This is a genomic window from Conyzicola sp., from assembly GCF_046714715.1.
Lineage (GTDB): Bacteria > Actinomycetota > Actinomycetes > Actinomycetales > Microbacteriaceae > Conyzicola.
Genome location: NZ_JBKKAD010000176.1, coordinates 1 through 18,100, shown reverse-complemented (window position 1 = coordinate 18,100; position 18,100 = coordinate 1). Strand labels below are relative to the sequence as shown.

At 68.1% G+C, this 18,100-nt stretch carries 11 protein-coding genes; all 11 read right to left on the bottom strand.

What is annotated here, in order from left to right:
- Positions 1-9: 9 nt before the first annotated feature.
- Complete coding sequence (locus ACLQ6X_RS14045; protein WP_411700778.1) at positions 10-525, bottom strand: hypothetical protein; 516 nt, start codon at positions 523-525, stop codon at positions 10-12.
- A 38-nt stretch (positions 526-563) separates the two neighbouring features.
- Positions 564-1,184, bottom strand: coding sequence for a hypothetical protein (locus ACLQ6X_RS14040; protein ID WP_411700777.1), 621 nt, complete (start codon positions 1,182-1,184; stop codon positions 564-566).
- A complete protein-coding gene (locus ACLQ6X_RS14035; protein WP_411700776.1) occupies positions 1,181-1,810 on the bottom strand; it encodes a hypothetical protein in 630 nt (209 codons plus the stop codon). The genes ACLQ6X_RS14040 and ACLQ6X_RS14035 overlap by 4 nt, the downstream gene beginning before the upstream one ends.
- Entirely contained in the window at positions 1,807-3,048 is a 1,242-nt protein-coding gene (locus ACLQ6X_RS14030; RefSeq protein ID WP_411700775.1) for a hypothetical protein, read from the bottom strand. Before ACLQ6X_RS14030 ends, ACLQ6X_RS14035 begins: the two co-directional genes overlap by 4 nt.
- Positions 3,045-3,380, bottom strand: coding sequence for a hypothetical protein (locus tag ACLQ6X_RS14025; protein WP_411700774.1), 336 nt, complete (start codon positions 3,378-3,380; stop codon positions 3,045-3,047). Before ACLQ6X_RS14025 ends, ACLQ6X_RS14030 begins: the two co-directional genes overlap by 4 nt.
- 74 nt (positions 3,381-3,454) lie before the next feature.
- Positions 3,455-3,751, bottom strand: a complete 297-nt coding sequence (locus ACLQ6X_RS14020) for a WXG100 family type VII secretion target (RefSeq protein WP_411700773.1) — start codon at positions 3,749-3,751, stop codon at positions 3,455-3,457.
- Between the two features lie 113 nt (positions 3,752-3,864).
- On the bottom strand, positions 3,865-8,358 hold the full coding sequence (locus ACLQ6X_RS14015; protein ID WP_411700772.1) for an FtsK/SpoIIIE domain-containing protein: 4,494 nt from the start codon (positions 8,356-8,358) through the stop codon (positions 3,865-3,867).
- Positions 8,359-8,368: 10 nt separating this feature from the next.
- Positions 8,369-10,705 (bottom strand): DUF3488 and transglutaminase-like domain-containing protein, encoded by a 2,337-nt coding sequence (locus tag ACLQ6X_RS14010; protein ID WP_411700771.1) that lies wholly within the window; start codon positions 10,703-10,705, stop codon positions 8,369-8,371.
- Positions 10,702-12,099, bottom strand: a complete 1,398-nt coding sequence (locus tag ACLQ6X_RS14005; RefSeq protein ID WP_411700770.1) for a DUF58 domain-containing protein — start codon at positions 12,097-12,099, stop codon at positions 10,702-10,704. Before ACLQ6X_RS14005 ends, ACLQ6X_RS14010 begins: the two co-directional genes overlap by 4 nt.
- 6 nt (positions 12,100-12,105) lie before the next feature.
- The gene (locus ACLQ6X_RS14000; RefSeq protein WP_411700769.1) at positions 12,106-13,074 is read right to left on the bottom strand and encodes an AAA family ATPase; all 969 of its coding nucleotides are present in this window, start codon (positions 13,072-13,074) and stop codon (positions 12,106-12,108) included.
- A 43-nt stretch (positions 13,075-13,117) separates the two neighbouring features.
- On the bottom strand, positions 13,118-18,100 hold a 4,983-nt coding region (locus tag ACLQ6X_RS13995; protein ID WP_411700768.1), incomplete at its 5' end, for an Ig-like domain-containing protein.

Genomic DNA, 18,100 nt, shown 5'->3' with positions numbered 1-18,100 from the left:
GCCCACGCGCTATCGGGCGGTCGGGCCCGCAGCCGACACCTTGGCCGCGTCGGCGAACTTCGGCGCCTGGGCGACAGAAATTCCACCGAGACCGAATCCGACCACACCCGCAACGATCGCAATCAGCGCCGTGCCGGTCGAGGTGTCCCCGCCGGTGGCGAGGGAGACGAGACCGTTGACCGTCACGAGTGCGACGAAACCCGGCACCACAATGCAGACGAGCACGGCAGCCACATAGGCACCACGCGAACCACGCGACGCGAGCATCGCCGCAGCGACGGCCACCGCGACCGCGAGGAGTGTCACGACGATGCCGAGTACCGCGACCACACCGGTGTCGACCGTGATCGCGAGCGTCGGCCCGCGGCCCGGGATGGCGAAGTCGAGCGTCTCGCCGAGCGCGGGCGCGATAACTATGGCGAAGATCGCCTGCACGACGAGTCCGACGACGGACCAGACGAGGGCGAAGCGGGCTACGAGGCGGACGGTTGCGCTAGTGGGCGGAACGCCCCGACTTCTGCTCATACGTCAATAGTGCCGCATCGTGGGCGGTCGCAGCGCGATCAGGCCGGCACGGGCGCCGGTGCGGGCCAGCGGACCGTGCTGATCACGGCATCGAACAGCTCGAGCATTTCGCTCTCGAACTGCACGTACCCGGTCGTGAAGCTCAGCAGTGCGAGCCGGTTGGGGTTGGGTGCGGCGAGCCAGTAGTCGGCGCGGAGGAGTTCGAGTTCCGGCGCCTCTTCCGTCGCCGCCTGCACGGTCCGGAAGGCTTGGCGCACGGCGTGCACCCGGGTCTGCGGCACCGTCGTCTGTGAGGTGGCGACATCGCTCTGCGCCGTCGCAAGGCCGAAGTTCAGCGCCTCTTTCAGGTCAGTGAGTCCGAGCGCCTGGAAGTCGGTCGCATCGATGTCGGGAACGAAGACAGACACCCACGCGGGCATCGGGATGCCAGGCGCGAGCTCCAAGGCGATGTGGAAATCCGTGGCGTCGTGCTCGCGGGCGACCGTAGCCGCCTCAAGGAACCGAGACCGCATCTCGGCGCGTACCGTCGCGAGGCGGTCGTCGCGTCCGATCGCGTGCTCGACGACCTTACGGATCGATGTCTGCGTGGTCGCGGGGGATGCGAGGTTGATCCGCCCCCAGGTGCCCGGGAGCGCGAAGCGGGGTGCATTGCCGGTCATGATGCCTTCACTCGGGTCTCGCGGAACGTCGACACGATGTCGACCAGATACTGGGTGACGTTTTCGAACTGGGCCATGTTCTGGGTGACTATCGAGCATTCGACGGCGCGGGCGGCCCGGTCTGGGAAGAGAGCGACAATAGCCCGTTCGACAGCGGGATCGCCGATGCCGCCCGCCGTCGGTTGGATGACGAAGTCGTGAATGGAAACGACCTTGCCGAGTGCGAGACGCGACTCGGTGGTTGTGCGGTTGATGAGTTCGGCCGGGTTGCCCGCGACAGGCGACTCCGGCGTATCGAGGTCGACCCGTGCGAGCTCAAGATAGCGGCCGTAGGAGCCCGCGTCTCCGGGGATATCGCCTACGGAGAGTAGCGCCTCGACCCGGCCCGTCGCCGGATCGGGGACATAGGCCCAGTGCGGACGCCCGTGCCTGCGCGCCGCCTGCGCCTGCGCCGACACCGCGGCGAGGGCTCGCGCGAGCTGGTCCCGCGTCTCGCCGGGATCGGTGAGCCGTTCGGCGATCTCCGCTACTGCCGCGGCGGTCGACGTGGCATCCACGGGGAGCTTGTGCCATCCCGCAGGGACCTCGAACTCGAAGGTGAGGAGAAGCGTTCCTGGAGCGGTCATGCGGCCGACGCCCCGGCGCTGACCGGCTGTGCGGCCGAGGCCGACACTGACTGGACGACCGGGCCCTCGACGATCTCGGCCATCGAGTAGTCGTAGTTCGTGTTGACCGGGGGGATCTGGATCGTCGGCGGAGCATTCCAGCTCGGCCCGGCCGCGCTCGGGAACACGTCGACGTCGAGCGGGTCCCCAACGGCTGACCCGATCTCTTCCGACGCTCCACCCGCACCCTGCTCGACCAGGTAGAGCCCGGTCTCGACCAGTACCTCCTGGGTCGCGGGGAGTTCGATTGCCTCGCGTGTCGCGGTGGAGAGAGCGGCCGATGCGGCCGGACGACCGGCCACGGCGATGGCCCCCTTGATGCCGGGACCGGCACCGAACAGGACGGCGGACGCGACGAGGCCGATGGTCTCCCCGATGACGTCTCCGAGCGAGCCCTTACCCAGGAACACGAGGGCGAGCGAACAGGTGAGAATAAGCGCCGATAGCGCGAGTGAGGCGATCTGGAGGCCCAAGGCCAGCGGTGCGAGCACCGGGATGAAGATGGCGGCGATCGTGACGATGAACGCGAGCACCGACACGATCTTGTTGATCACTTCGAGCACATCGTGCAGCACCTCGAGCAGCGGAGTCAGGTTCTCCTGAGCCCACTCGTAGGCGCCCTGGAAGGCGCCGGCGATGGCGTCGAAGAATCCATCGTTGAGGTTGCTGCTGTCGGCCGCGTCCTTGAGTCCGGCGATGGCGCGGTTCACTGCGTCCATCTTGTCGTTCACGGCCGCGTTGTACTCACTCATCGCGGCGGCGGTGCTGGCGGCGAAGCGCTCGAGAGCGCGCTTCGCGGAGAGGAAGTCGTCGACCAGGTTCGGGGTCTGCCCGTTGTCGGTCTTGACGGTGTCTTCGAGGTCGTCCGCGAGCCGCTGCGCGGCGCTCTGCTCGCCGTCGGCGCCCATGTAGTTGGCGATTGCCCGGTCGGCACGATCCTGCGCGGCGCGGAGGTCGGTCGCGTACTGCGACATCGCGTCTGCCGCACCGTCGTACCGCACGTGGATGGACTCCGTCGCGGTGCGGGCGTCGAGGGCCTTGAGCCGCACTTCGTCGACCGCGAGCGAGATGAAGGTCGAGTCGTCGGTCAGATCACGCAGGTCGTCTGCCGCGCTCTTGAGCCGGAGCGCCGTGTTCTTGTAGGTACGGGCGTGGTCCGCGATCGAGTCGGGGTCGCCGTCGAGCGGTGTGGGGATCATACTGCGACCGGTCCATTCGGTGAGGTTCCCGCGGGGCCGGGAGCTGTGGGGGGCGCTATGAGCGCGGTGGCGAGTTCCGTGTCCATGTTCTCGAAGGATTCACCGATCTTGCCGATGGAGTCTTTGAGCCATTCGAGATTGTCGCGAATGTCGTAGCGGTGCTTGTTCCACGAAGAAGAGAAGTCCCGGATGGCGCCGGAGAGGCGGGCGTCTCCCACGAGCGAACCGAGGTCCCTGCTCATGTCGGATTCCTCGTTGATGACGTCGAGGGCCTTGTCGAGACGGGTGCGCAGAAGATCGAGCTGATCGATGTCGACTCTGAGGTCAGCCATGAGGTTCCTTTCGTGGTGGGAGGAGCGAGCGGTGAGATCCGGTCCCCAGCTGGTGCCGGGGACCGGATTGATCACTAGCCCTTGATCGCGGAGGCGAGGCCCTCGTCGGTCTGCTGCAGAGCGTCGGCGGCGGAGACGAGGAAGCTGCTGAGGCCCTCGAGGCCGTTGACGGCGGTCGTCGTACCCGAGCGGAACTGCTCGAACGAGTCGCGGTACGCGGCTGAGGACTGCTCGGCCTGGAAGCCGTTGGACGTGAGGGTCTCGACCAGGTTGCTGAGCTCGGTGAGCTTGTTGATCAGGTCGTCTTTGCCGGCGGTGAGGCGCTGGGCGGCTTCGCGCAGGTCTTCGTAGGTAACGTTGAGGTTAGCCATTGTGTTGCTCCTTCTTGTCGGTTCCCGCCGGAGCGGGGCTAGTGGTTATACGGTAACCATCGGTCGCGACTGCCGTCGATGGGCAGCGCTCCCCATGGGGGTGCCTACCGTGGTCAAGGGGTGCCCTCGACCAGCGGAAGTTGCACGCGCGTGGCCTTGCCACGGGCGATGAAGTAGCCGCGTCCCGGAGGGAACTCGCCCCGCGAGACCCGCGGGAGTGCGGTCTTGAGGATGGACTCCCCCTCGATGCCGTCGGGCTGCAGCAAGAAGCCGGTGCGCGCACCCTTGACCTCCGCCAGCAGGGGCCATGACGAGCCCCACTGGCTCGTCTCTGACTCTGCGATGAGGAAATGGTCGCTGCGCTTGACCGCCTTGATCAGCTCCACCAGTGACGAGTCGGCGGCGGAACTCAGGAAGTCACCGATCTGTTCGATCACGATGAGCACCTTGCCGGGCGTCGAACTGTCTTCGACGACGGCACGCAGTTCCTTCGCTAGCCCCGTGGCGTCCTCGACGGTGCGGGCTGTCGCTTCCCAATCGGGTCCGGTTCCGACGGCCGAGCGCGCATTGCCTATGTAGTAAGCAGTCACGTCGGGGCGCGAGGTTCGCACCGATCTGACCAGCCACTCGAGCGCGTTGCTGCGGCCGCTCGCGGGAGGCCCGGCGAGCACGAATGCGCCCGTCGGTTCGAACTCGAGGGGTTCGAGCGTGTCGTCGGAGAGTCCGAGTACGGGCCGGTCGCCGACGGTCACGGGAAGCACCGAGGCGGGGATCTCCAGCGGGAGAGAACCGATGGGCGCCGTCGGTCGCCGCCCGTTGCGCTGCATTGCCTCGGCGAGGGAGCCGAGCGCCTTCGACTGCTCGGCCACGTTCGGGTTGCCGCCGACGATCGCGACCTGCGTTTCGAGCCCGTCGACGATGGCACGGCCGGGAGGGGAGGCTGCGCTCAGCACGTCGTTCGGCACGTCGAGCATGGCGTAGCCGCCGTCGTCGGCGAGGCGGTGAACCACCCGTCGCTGGATGGTCGAGCTGATCGCCGACGGTACGCTTCCCGGACGGTCGGCCGTCAGCGCCACATGGATTCCGAGGGCGCGGCCCTCGGCCAGGATCTGCTGGAAGACCGCGTACCAAGGAGCGCGGCTCGCACCGACCTCGAAGTCGGAGCGGAAGCCGGGAAAATTATCGAGAAGCAGCAGGATGCGCTTCTCGTCGGGAGCGCCGGCGATCCGCCGATATTCGACGATGGTGCCGGCGTTGACCGCGGTGTAGCGCGCGGTTCGGTCTTCGATGATTCCGCGCAGCTTGCGGAACAGGCGGATGACGCGTTCCGGATCGTCACCCGAGACGACCGAGCCCACGTGAGGCAGCACTTCGAGCATGCGCAGGCCTCCCGTGCCGAAGTCGAGACCGTAGACGTCGACCGGGCCGCCGCGCGGGGTGATACCGGCCGCGGCCGCGAGGGTGCGCAGGGTTGTGGTCTTTCCCGTGCCGCCTGCGCCGTAGATACCGATGTTGCCGTCGGTGTCGGGACGGAAGTAGACCTCGTCCTGGCGCTGGCTGTTCGGAACGTCGCTGACACCCATCACGATGTCGGTGTCGGTGCGCTGACGTAGCCGGGTGAGGTCGAAAGCCTTGGCGAGCTCGTCGAGCCACGGCCGACGCGGGGCAGGGAGCGACAGCGCGGCAGACGCCGCGATGAGGTTGCTCACGAGCCGGGTCTGGTCGGTCGGGCCGACCTCGCCGGCGCCGGGCACCTCTACCTTTTCGCCGGGGGCGTCCCACGGCTGCTCCGCACCGAAGCGCAGTTCGGCCACCTGTACCGAGGGCGCGGGCGGGGTGTCGCTCGTCCAGCCGCCGGCGTACGCCGACTGGAAGCTCGTCAACCGGCCCGGGCCGGTCTTGGCGATGGCACGACCGGGGATGGACGGATCGAACGTTCCGGCGATCTTGTCACCGACCACGTCCTGGCTGTCCGACTCGTCGGCCATGCGTAGGGCGATGCGCAGGTTCGTGTTGGCCCGCAGGTTGTCGCGGATGACGCCGGCGGGGCGCTGCGTCGCCATGATGAGGTGGATACCGAGGGAACGCCCTCGCTGGGCGATGTCGACGACTCCGTCGACGAACTCGGGCACCTCCCCCGCGAGGGCCGCGAATTCGTCGATAACGAGTACGAGTGCGGGCGGGCTCTCGGGGTCGCCTCTCTTCTCGAGGTCGAGTAGGTCTTTCGCCTTCTTGCGATTGAAGAGGTGCTCCCGGTAGTGCAGTTCGGCCCGCAAGCTGGTGAGCGCGCGGCGCACGAGATGCGGGCTCAGGTCGGTGACTAGGCCGACGCAGTGCGGCAGATTGACGCAGTCGGCGAAGGCCGACCCGCCCTTGTAGTCGACGAAGAGGAAGGTGACGCGGTCGGGGCTGTATTCGGCGGCCATGCCGAGCACCCAAGCCTGGAGAAACTCGCTCTTGCCCGAACCGGTCGTGCCGCCGACGAGTGCGTGCGGACCCTGGGTTCGCAGGTCCAGGTGCATCGCGTCGACGCCGGACTGACCGACGAGCGCGCGGAGGCGGCCGGCGCGGCGCTTGACCGGAGCTCCGCCGGAACGATCGTGGATCGAGTCGTTCTGCCGCCACCGGTCGACGGCGACGGCGGGCGAGCTGGCGAGGTCGCTTCCCAGGAGCGAAAGCATCGACACGGTGCGGGGAAGGTCGCTCGCGTCGCGCTGGAGAGCGCCCGCGTCGACCACCGGAGCGAGTCTGCGCGCGAATGCCAGCGCCTGCTGCCGGGTGACGGGTTGGGTGCGCACGGCCGTGATGTCGTCGCCCAGACGCACGAGGCCGACCTCGGCCGTTTCGCCGTCCTCCGCGGCGTCGACGAAGGTTCTGGCCACGGCGGGAAGCTCGGCGACGGTCGGCGAGACCCAGACGGGGTAGACGCCGGCGTCGGCGCCGCGCTCGGCGACCTGCACGAGCCGCGCCCGGTCGACCGGGGCGTCGTTCGAAATGAGCAGTAGCACCGCCGGCGTCGCGGACGACGGGGCAGCAGCGGTCTCGGCGCCGTCGCCGACGGTGGCACCCGCGATGAGCGACGACTTTTCGAGCATCGACGCACCACGTTCGGCTAGCACGGCCTTGGTGCGACTCGCGATGAGTTCTTCGATCGCCGAGAGCAACGCGTCCCCGGTGGCCTGGCTGTTGGCGAGATGACCGACCGGTACCGGGCTGTGGGGCGATCCGGTGTGCGGCAGCCACTTCAACCACTCGACCTCTGCGGTCCACGTGTTGCTGACGATCGCCGCGACGACGAGCTCGGCGGGCGAGTGCAGCCCGGTGGCCTGCACGATGATGCCCCTGGTCATGTCGGCGGCGGCGGAATGCACGCCGGAGATGCCGAGCGCGCCGGAGAAGAACAGGTTCTCCGTTACGGGGACGTCGGTGATGTCACGGAATCGGTCTTGTGTCTTGATGACCCTCTCGAGGAACTGCGGCAGCGCAGCATCCTCATTGCTCATCGACACCACGTTGCGCGAACGCATGGTTCCGATCCCGAGGTTGAGCGACAGGAACTGCCAATGCTCGGGCCGGCGAGTCCAGAGCAACGGGCCGAGCCGCATGGCCTCGTCCAATACCTCCACCGTCGATGGCGCCTCACGGAGGCGCACCGATCGTTCGATGCCTATTTCGGTTTCGAGGCGGTCTTCGAGCATGGTCGCGCGTTCCTCGAAACGCTTGATCTCGAGCTTTTCCTTCTTTTTATGGGTGGCGCGCGTACTCAGATAGGTGCCGAGCATGATGAACGGCGAAGCCGCGAGGAAAATGAGGGAGTCGAGCGGTCGCCCGGTGAAGAAGAACACGCCTCCGAGCAGAACCGGCGCGATCATCACCACCCACGGGAAGGGCTGGACGTCTTTCTCCGTCGGCATCTTCGGAGCGGGATACTCGGTGCCGGGATAGCGGGTCTCGACACGGGGCGAACGGTTGAACGCCACCGGTCCGCTGACGACCTGCACCAGCACCTCGGTGGGCGCGGCGATGTCCGCCTGCAGCACGCTGTCGCCGACGCGCACGGTAGCACCGTTTGCCAGGTCGACGCGGGTGACCGGTCCGCCGTCGACCTCGAGGCCGTTCGCCGAGTTCAGATCGACGACGCGCACGCTCTGCGCGAAGACGTCGAGCCGCGCGTGGCGCTTCGAGACCAGAGGGTCAGTGAGCGTCACGTCGGAGACAGCGGCGTCGCGACCGAGATAGCGGGTGCCGGTGGGGAGATCGAAATGCTGCCCCGTATCGGGCCCTTCGATCACCCGCAGTACCGCGACGATCTCGGAGACGACTGGGACGACGGCCGTATCGGAGGGCGTGATCGCGATGGTCGACCCCGAGCCCAGGGCGGCCTCGCCGAGTGCCAGGTCGGGCTCGAGCAGGGTATGCCCGACGCCATTCGGGTCGACCACCTGGATCGTCAGCTGCCCCGCCGGGGCGCTGCCCAGTTTCGCGACGAAAGGGTCAACCTTCGCGATGGCGGCCGCGACGTCGGCGACGGTAGCCGAGGCATCTGTCGTCACGACGATGTCCGCGCTCGGTCCTCCCGCACGCTGGAGGGTCAGTTTGATTTTCACGGTCTCGCCCCTATTTTTTCTTACGTTCGCTGCGGATGCGGTACCGGCTCAGGATGCGGCGGGCCCTTGTTACGGCGCCGCGCGCGACGGCGATCGCAGCGATCGCCTCGTTCCAGACTTTCTCGCTGCGCTCTTCGTCGACCTCTTGCCCGTCGAACACGGCCGCGTCGGCGGCGACGGCGAGTGATCGCAGCCGCACCGGGTGCTCGGCGAGCTGCGCCTCGAGCCTCTCGGCGACCATGAGCCGCGTCGAGCGCTTGGGCACGTCGTATCCGAGCTCGGCGTACTGGTCGAGCAGCTCCTGCCACGCGCCGGCGACCCGGTCGGGGCCGCGAGCGGCCTCGCGGCGTTTGCGGGCGCGACGGGCCTTCACAGCGCCGATGATGAGCAGCGGCACGAAGATCAGGATGGCGGGGATGAGCAGGCTCAGGCCGATCGCCCACGCCCACGCCGGCAGCACGAACGGGTCGCCGTTGTCGTCTTCGTCGCTCTCCTCGAGCTCGACCGGCGTCAGCAGATCGTCCTCTTCGCTCTCGGAGCGCGGCGGCTGGCGCACCTGCGGCTGCGGCTCGCTCTGCGGTTTGGGCACCTGCGCCTGTGGGATGTCGGTCTCGTCGGGGGTCGGGTTGTAGGCGACCCAGCCGACGTCCGCGAATGCGACCTCGACCCATGCGGTGACGTCGTCACCGGTGACGGTGACCTCGGCCTCGTCGCCCGTGAGCTCGGGCGCGAAGCCCATCACCACGCGCGACGGGTAGCCGAAGCTGCGCGCCATCAGCGCGAACGCCGACGCGTATTGCTCCTGATCGCCGATCATCTGCAGGCGCTCGAACAGTTCCGTGACCCGGTCGGCGCCGTGCCCGGCGCGCGAGGGCACGGAGTCTGATGCCCGACCGTGGCTGAGGAAGCCCTGCTCGGTGAGCGCGAGCTGCATGGCCTGCAGCTGGGCGGCCGGGGTGGTCGCGGCTCCGGCGAACTCCTGCGCCTTTGACGTGGCGAGGTCGGGGATGCCCGTGACCGGGGGAAGAGCGATGGATGCCGTAGTGGCGTTCTCGAGGTCGGCGGGCGTCAGCACACGCTGTTCGATCGCATTCAGCTGATAGGAGTCGCCCTCGCTCAGCCCCGAGGTGAGCACGGCCGTGCCCGTCGCGGTGTTGTAGCGCAGGTTGTCGCCCTCGGTCTCGGCGTCGCCCCCGGTGAATTGCAGGTCGGTGAGGTAGCCGACGCTGGGCAGCCAGACGTCGTCGTAGGCGCCGATCGTGACGGTGACCTCGTTGCGTACCTCGGGGGTGACGAAGGTCTGCGCCGGGATCTCGCGCCCGACGAGCGCGAAGCTGCCCGAGCCGTCGGTCGCCGTCTCGGGACCGGTGACGGTCCAGAGCTTGCCGGTGAAGGAGTCGAGCGTGGCGAGCCGAATGACGTCGCCCGCCTTCAGGCCGCTCACCGTGAAGAGCTGCTCGTCGGTGACCTGCTTCGTGTAGTGCCGGAACCCGCTGAGCGGGCTCGGGTACTGCAGCGGATCGAACGGCGGTTCGATCTCCTCGCGCAGCACGAAGCGCTCGTCATTGGCGGGCGCTAGCCAGAACCCGGCCCCACCGCCGAGCACCACGGCGCCCGCGACGATGACCGCGGTGCCGGCGAGCTTGCGGTTGCGCAGGCGGTTTCCGGCGCCCGGCGCGACGGTCGCCGCGTTGGGACGTCGCCAGCCGAGCCAGACGAGGGCGAGGGTCGCGAAGACCACGCCGCGGAGGCCGGCCTCGTACGGTTCATCCGTACCGATCAGGATGCCCGCGACATACAGCGCGACCGGTCCGATCAGGGCGATACCGAAACGCCACGCGGTACGCGGCTTCGACGCGATCCACCGGGTGGCGAGGCTGGTCGAGACGAGCGCGACGATCCAGGCCGCGAAGAACGGAACGACCGCGATGTAGACGGGCGCCCCGATCGGTGTGCGCAGGGTGACGATGTCGGCCCAGCCGTACACCGAGCCGATCGCGAGGCTCGCGAGCGACTGCAGGCTGGGAAGGAAACCGAAGAGCGCCTGGCTCTGCACCGCGAGGGCGGAACCGAAGACGAAGTACCCGACAACGGCGGCGAGCACCGTGAGCAGGATGTTCAGCCGGAAGACGCTGGCGAGGATGCCGGTGGCCGCGCCCAGCGCGAGGCCACCGAGACCCGCGACCAGGAAGCCGTAGCCGCCAAACGACGGCTCGAAGCCGATGACGCCGAGCAGCACGAGAATGAGCAGCACCGCGATGTCGGTCCAGGTGCGCGCGCTGATGGGGCGTCGGGCTTCGCCGGGCGCCTTGGGGAGCTTGGTGGCCTCGGTGGTCTGGTCGCTCATCCGCTGATCCCTCGCACGAGTCGGGACAGGTCGTTCAGGTCACCGATGGTGATCACGGTGAGTCCCGCGACCGAAGAGATCTTGGGCTGGGCGCCGAGCTCGACCTGGAAGGCCACCTGGCTGGTGTCCTGGCCGAAGAGCCGTTCCACGCTGCGGTAGTCCTGGGTGGTCATGCGCGACCCTCCGATCATCATCACGACGCTGGGCGACGGCAGACGCTTGGTGAGCTCGCGTGCGAAATCGCGCACGCTCGGGTAGACCCTGCCGACCGGGTCGACCCGGCACGAGGAGTCGAGCATCGAGGTGACCGACTGGGTGCGCCAGACGCCCATCTCACTCACGACGTTCATCTGCACGCCGTCGCGGATCACCTGGGCGGCGATCGACGCGGTGACGCTCAGGGCCAACTCGAATTCCTCCTCGGAGGCGTAGAGGTCGCTGCGCGAAGTGTGGATCATGGTGAGCTGCGAACGGCGGGTCTCGTTGAACTGGCGCACCATGAGCTGGCCGATGCGCGCCGACGTGCGCCAGTGCACGTAACGGCGGTCGTCACCGGGAACGTAGGGGCGCAGCGCGTGGAACGCGATGTCGTTATTCGTGATCGTCTTCGAGACCTGGCCCTCGAGGTCGCGCACGAGACCGGCGGCCGTGGGCAGCAGACGGACAGTACGGGGGTGCACGAAGAGATCCACCGCATCCGCCCATTTCAAGGCACGACGCAACAGTCCCAACTGGTCTCCACGCACCGACTCCGCGGGACCGGCCACGATGACCGCGCGCTTGTTCGTCGGAACCGCGAAGAGCTCTTCGTGCTCGTCTTTGGGCTTCATCGCCGGCAGCTGGAATTCGGCGACGCCCTTGCCGACGGGCAGTTCCATGCGGGTCGGGGTCAGCGCACGGGCTCCGACGTTGGTGACGACCATGCGGCCCATCGCGCGGTCGCCCACGACGACGCGGCGCGGGTTCAGCTCGACGAGTACGCCGTAGGAGGCGCGACCGAAGAGGAATACCGTGCTGAGCAACACCGAGGCGAGCAGCACCGTGCCGAGGTAGGTGAACTCCTGCCAGCCGAAGATGGCGCTGAGCAGAATCGAGATGAGCGAGAACAGCAGAACGAGCCAGCCGACGGGCGTGATGACCATCAGCACGGGCCCGATGACGCTCCAGATCTTGCGGGCGACGGGTACCACGCGACGCCAGAGCGAGAACAGCAGGGCGCGCGCGATCTCCACGGCGCCGCGTCCGCCGGCGAGGCCGAGTTTCGCGCCGCCGCGCAGCCGCTTCGCACCCGCCGCGCGTGCGCGCGACCGACGGCCGGGGGTCGCCGGCTGTGCGGGGGTCTCCGGCGAGACCGGCACCTCCGGCGCGGTCGCCTGCTGTTCCGTCGTCGTCATCGGGGCTTACGCGGCCCGGTAGGCGGGCGGTTCAATGTCGACGAGGATGCGGCTGATGATGTCTTCTGCCTTGACTCCCGCGAACTCGCTTTCAGGGTCGAGGATGATCCGGTGTGCGAGAACCGCGACGGCGAGGTCACGCACGTCGTCGGGTGTGGCGTAGGTGCGGCCCTGGGTCAGAGCCCAGGTCTTGATCGCACGGGCGAGCGCCATGGCGCCGCGCATGCTCACGCCGAGAATCACGTCGCGGTTCTTGCGGGTTGCCTCGATGATCTCGTTCAGGTAGGTCATCACCGACCCGTCGACGAAGACGTCGGCGGCGAGGGCCGACATGGCCACGATCGACTCTGGCTTGATGATCGGCGAGACGAGCGAGGCGCGGGCGCGCGTCGACGAGTCCATCAGCAGTGCGACGGCGACCTTGCTGTCGGGGTAGCCGAGGGTGGTTTTGATCAGGAAGCGGTCGAGCTGGGCCTCGGGGAGCTTGTAGGTTCCCGCCTGCTCTACGGGGTTCTGGGTCGCGATCACGAGGAATGGCGCGCCGACCGCGTGGCCTTCGCCGTCGATCGTGACGACACCCTCCTCCATGACCTCGAGCAGGGCGCTCTGGGTCTTCGGGCTGGCGCGGTTGATCTCGTCGGCGAGAACGATGGAGGCGAAGATCGGTCCCTTGTGGAACTCGAAGCGGCCCTTGCCCTGATCGTAGATCTGCACGCCGGTGACGTCGGAGGGCAGCAGGTCGGGGGTGAACTGGATGCGCGACGTCGTGCCGTCGAGCGTGTTCGCGAGCGCCTTGGCGAGCACCGTCTTACCGGTGCCCGGGAAGTCCTCGAGCAGCACATGGCCGTCGGAGACGAGAGCCGTGAGCACGAGGCGGATGACGTGGTCCTTGCCCACGATCGCCTTGTCGACGTTGGCGACGAGCTTCTGGAAGGCGTCGGCGAACCATGTCGCCTGCTCCTGGGTTACTGGCACGGGATGCCTTTCTGGTTGGTGGGAAAGTCGCGGTGGCTGGCGGCTAGCAATTGGGCATACCGGCCGTGCTGCCGCTCATGGTGTCGTCGGCGAGGTACCAATTGCCGCTGTCGTAGAGCGTGTGGCCCGATCCGCGCACGATGCGGTACCAGGAGTCGTAGGAGCCGACACCCGATCGAGGCAGCCGACAGTCGACGACCACGTTCGTACCGTTCTGCACGTAGCCCGGCGATTCGCAGCTGCCCGGCGCCCAGCGGCCGCGGAACGACGCGTCCTCGGGGCAGGTGTTGACGTTCGCTGTCAACGTCCATTCCTTCTGCGGGGGCGGGGGTTCCCGCTCGAAAGTGACGGTGTTCGACGTGGCCGCAGTGTCGCCGCCCTTGTTGCGGGCGATGACGGTGATCGAGTGGCTTCCGGCACCGAGGTTCGACGAGGTGGCACCCGTCGACGAGGTCTGGGTGTAGCCGCCGCCGTTGAGCGACCAGTAGTAGGTGATCCCTTCGGCTGCCTCGCCCGTCGCTGCGCCCCAGCTCCAAGTGACGGTTCCGGGGCTGTACCGGCCGGAGGGCGTTCCGTTGACGCTGAACGCTGCGGCCCTGGGCTGGTCGCGCACCGTGACCGGCGCCGATGTTCCCGGCGCGCTCGACTTGCGCCCGCTGTTCGTCGCGGTGACGGTAACCGTGTAGTTCGTTCCGGCCGGCACGCTCGTGATGGTGGCAGAGTTGCCGCTGCCGGTCGCGCCGTTGCTCGCCGTCCACGCGTAGGTGGTCGAGCCACCGCCGGAGTTGACGTTGGGCCAGGTCCAGGTGATGCTCGCCGTCGCCCACTTGTCCTGCTTCTGGAGGGTGGGAACCGGGGTACCCGGGGTGCCATACGGAGTGGTCTGGTCGCTCGCGACCGACCACGCGCCGGCGCCGTGCTGGTTGATGGCGCGCGCCATGAGCGTGTACGGCGTGCCGTTGGTGAGACCGGTGATCGTGCAGTCGGCGCCGGCCGTGCAGGTGGTCGGCACGGCGACGCTCGGGTTGGTGACGACCTCGTAGGAGGTGATGTCCTTTCCGTTGGCCGCGGGCGCGATGAAGCGGAAGGTCGCCGTCTGATCGCCGCCGATATCGCTCGCCCGTGTCGGTTTCGCGACCTGGTCGGGCACGTCGCTCACGACGAGCCGAACCGTGCCGTTGACCTGTCTCGAGGGGTCTTCGGTCGCATCCTGGATCGCGTACACGACGTCGATCACACCGCTCTTGAGCGTCGGCGACGGGGTGATCGTGATCGAGTCGGTCGTCTGCCTGATCGTCGCGGGCTGGCCCGTGTTCTGCACGACGGCACTGACGACGCGCAGCTTCTCGCCCGTCGTCTGGTACGGGTTCGAGTCGTTGACGAGCGGCTGCAGCGTGATCGAGCCGTTGCCCGCGCCGCGACGCATCTCGAGGTTGTCGGTGACCGCCACCGCGAGCGGGCGCGACGAGCCGACGACCGTGACGTTGATCTTGCCGGGAACGCTGAACTTGTCCCACCGCAGCGTCACGCCGTAGCTGTAGGTCTGGCCCTTCACGGCATTCCGCGGCGCGGTGAAGGTGAGCTGCGAACCGCTCAGGCTGGCCTTGATCGCGTCGGTGTTCACCGAGAGGTCGGAATAGGTGACCTCCTGCAGGATCTGCGGGTTGTTGTGGCTCGTCGACGCGCGCAGGTCGACCGTCGTCGTCTCGCCGACCTCGACCTGGGCGTTGGGCGTGGTGAACACCGGCGGCTCGTCGCGAAACTCCGGGTCGCCCACCACGATGTTCAGACGCAGCGGTGCCGAGACACCGGCCGGGTCGTTCTTCGAGGCGCCGTCGAATGCTGTGAAACTGACGGCCGCGGGACCTCGGTAGTCGAGCGGCGGGGTGAACGTGATCGTGTCTTTGTCGACGTAATTCGACGTGCCGTCGCTCTGGATGGCGCTGACGCTCGCCTTGTCGGGGATCCACGCGTCGCGCCCCGACGGGACGTCGAGAATATCGGAGAGGTTCCACGACTTGGTCTCGTTCATACTGACGTACTGGACGGGCAGGTTCGGGTCGATGCGGGGCGGGTCGTCGAACCCCTCCTCGACCGCCGCGGGCACGAGGATGAACGCCATCGCGCTCAGCTGGTCGTCTTCGTTCGTCACCCGGTAGGCGATCGCCTGGCGGTTCTCGCCCGGCGTCACCTCGATTTTCCCGGCGGTCTCGAGCATCGTGGCCGAGCTCGCGTTCGGTCCCTCGACCGTTACGACGAGGTCGGTGGTCGGCCCGGAGGGGTTGAAGGCGTTGCCGTCGAACACGTCGACGGTGTAGGTCTTCTTGCCGGCGATCTCCTTCTGCAGGATCGGGATGTCTTCGGCGGTGGGTGGCAGGATGGGCGCGTCGGGCGTCACCTGCACGAGCACGTAGCTCATCGTCTTGCCGCCGAGCGCGTTCGTCAGTTCGTAGCGCAGCGAGAACGACTGCTCGGTGTCGGGCGCGGTGAGCACGAGGTAGCGGTTGCCCACGACTTCGGCTTCGATGCCCTCCGGCACGTCGACGAGCGCCTCCGACACCTTGATCGGCGAGCTCTGCGGGTCGGAGTCGTTCGCCAGCAGGTCGACCTGCGCGATGCGCTCGGGGCGCACCGAGACCGCGTCGGGAACCGCGTTCGGCTGCTGGAACTCCACGGGCGGCGGGATGACCGCGATCTTGATCTCCGCGGTTCCGGTAGCGCCGAACGCGTCGTAGACCTCGTAGCTGAACACGTCCGTTCCGGCCGCCGCTTCGGATGACTCGTAGACGAAGTAGTCGGTACCGGTCTCGACGACCGCACCGAAAGCCGGGTTGGTGGGGAAGTTCAGCAGCTGGGTCGAATCGCCGTCGGGGTCGATGCCGTTGAGCGGAACGTCGACGCGGATCGAGCCGCCCGCGAGCACACGGCCGACGAGCGGTGCCGGCACCGGGTCCTGGTTGCCGTCGAGGTCGAGGCCCGTGACGGTGAACACGGCGGTCGCCGTGGCGCTCTCGTTGAACGGGTCGAGCACGCGGTAGTCGACGCGGTACTCTCCCGGGGTCATCGGCGCCTGGAAGCGCAGCGTGCCCTTGGCCACGAAGGCGAGTCCGTCGACGGGCGGCGTGACGAGATTCTCGTCGAGCGTCATCGTGGAGTCGTCGGGGTGGAAGTCGTTGTCGAGCACATCGAGGGTCGTGATGTCACCGACGCGTACCCTGGCGGTGTCGTTCGCGGCGACGGGCGGCTGGTGCTTGGTCAGCGCCGGCACGGGCACGACGGTGATGCCGGCCGTGGCCGTGGAGATGCCGTCGCTCACCGTGTAGGCGAAGTTGACCTGTTCGGTGAGCGCGGCCGGGGAGGTCACGCGGATGAGCGTGCTCTCGAGCAGTTCGACGACGAGCCCCTTCGCCGTGAGTTCGGGCGCGACATCCACCGACTGAACCGCGAGCACCCGCCCGCTGGGGCTCACGTCGTTGGCGAGAACGGACACCGTCACCGGTTCGTCGCCGCGCAGGTACGCCGTATCCTTCACCGCCACTGGGGGAACGTTCGCGTCCGCCGGCTTCTCGCGCACGTCGACGCGCACGATTCCGACGCTGTTGTTCGCGCCGGCCTGCAGGGTGTACTTCACGTAGTACACGCCGGGGTTCGCCGCCGAGAAGGTGATGGTCTGGGCGTCGGCGTTCGACGATGCCACGGCGCCACCGCCCGGCTCTTCGATGGCGACCAACGCGAGCTGCGCGCCCGACGGCGAGAGGTCGTTGTCGAGCGGCGAGACGACCACGGTCTCGTTCACGAACGCGATCGCGGAGTCGGGGGTTCCGATGGGGTTGAGGGTGCCGGTCGGCTCGACCTTGACGGTGAGCGTGCCCTGGCTCGGCGCGCCGCGGCCGTCGCTCACCTGGAACTGCACCTCCTTCTCGCCGAGCTCGGAGGTGGCGTGCGTGAAGGTGATGAACCCGTCGGGGGTGAACCGCACAAGGTCACCCGACTTGGGGGCCGCGCCAACGAGGTACAGGTCGTCGCCGTCGGGGTCGCGCCAGTCGGTGAGCACGTTGTAGCTCACCGTCTGGAAGGCCTCGACGCTCACGCCCGCCTCGCGGATCGCGACGGGCGGCTCGTTGCTCGTGTCGGGCACGACGCGGGCGTTGACCCGCGCCTGCGCGACGCCGCCTCGGCCGTCGTCGACGGTGTAGGTGAAGGCGATCGTTCCGATGAAGTCGACGGCCGGGGTGAACTGCAGCGCGCGACCGCCGTCGATGGAGTCGAGGCGCCCGGTCGACTCGGCCACGGGGTCGTAGGCCGAGATGACCAGAACGTCGCCGTCGGGGTCGGTGTCGTTGTCGAGCAGGGGCAGGATGGTCGTGCGGCCGGGCCGGATGCCGTACTCGTCGTCGATCGCGGTGGGCGGCCGGTTGACGTCGGAGCGGTCGGCGAGGGTGTCCTCGAACGACTGGATGGCCGACTTCTCGTCGCCCACCTCCTCGGATTCCTGCTCCTCCGGCGGGATGATGTCGTCCCAGTTGTCGACCAGGCGCATGTTTTCGTCCATGAGCCAGGCGTTGCCGTTGTATACGTCGTTGAGCGCGATCACCGTGCGGTTGACCCGGAAGGCGATCTCGCCGCCGGCGCCCGCGCCGGGGATGTCCTGCACCGCCGTCTTGGCGCCGTCACAGGAGACGAGATACTTCGCGGCACCACCCCATGCTCCGTGCGCACAGCCCTCGAGGTAGACGGGTGCCGAGACCTGCAGCGGGTCGACGATCGGCGTCGCGACCCCCGCGTCGAGCTTCTCGACGGCGCCGTCGCCCAGCGCGACGCGCAGCAACGAGTCGCCCGTCGCCACGAGCACGGTGTCGTTCTCGGTGCCGACCTGCTGCAGCCGCAGGCCCGTATCGCCGCCGAGGGGGTAGACCGAGCCATCCTCGGTCACGATCTCGTTCGTGGACTGGTCGAAGACCACGGGGACGTCGCCGACGGCGGTGAGCTGGAATTCGCCGACGGCCGGGAAGTCGCTCTTCACGGC

Coding starts and splice junctions, on each gene's coding strand:
- ACLQ6X_RS14035 (WP_411700776.1), bottom strand. CDS start 1,810: ATGACCGCTCCAGGAACGCTTCTCCTCACCTTCGAGTTCGAGGTCCCT.
- ACLQ6X_RS14030 (WP_411700775.1), bottom strand. CDS start 3,048: ATGATCCCCACACCGCTCGACGGCGACCCCGACTCGATCGCGGACCAC.
- ACLQ6X_RS14010 (WP_411700771.1), bottom strand. CDS start 10,705: ATGAGCGACCAGACCACCGAGGCCACCAAGCTCCCCAAGGCGCCCGGC.
- ACLQ6X_RS14025 (WP_411700774.1), bottom strand. CDS start 3,380: ATGGCTGACCTCAGAGTCGACATCGATCAGCTCGATCTTCTGCGCACC.
- ACLQ6X_RS14020 (WP_411700773.1), bottom strand. CDS start 3,751: ATGGCTAACCTCAACGTTACCTACGAAGACCTGCGCGAAGCCGCCCAG.
- ACLQ6X_RS14040 (WP_411700777.1), bottom strand. CDS start 1,184: ATGACCGGCAATGCACCCCGCTTCGCGCTCCCGGGCACCTGGGGGCGG.
- ACLQ6X_RS14045 (WP_411700778.1), bottom strand. CDS start 525: ATGAGCAGAAGTCGGGGCGTTCCGCCCACTAGCGCAACCGTCCGCCTC.
- ACLQ6X_RS14005 (WP_411700770.1), bottom strand. CDS start 12,099: ATGACGACGACGGAACAGCAGGCGACCGCGCCGGAGGTGCCGGTCTCG.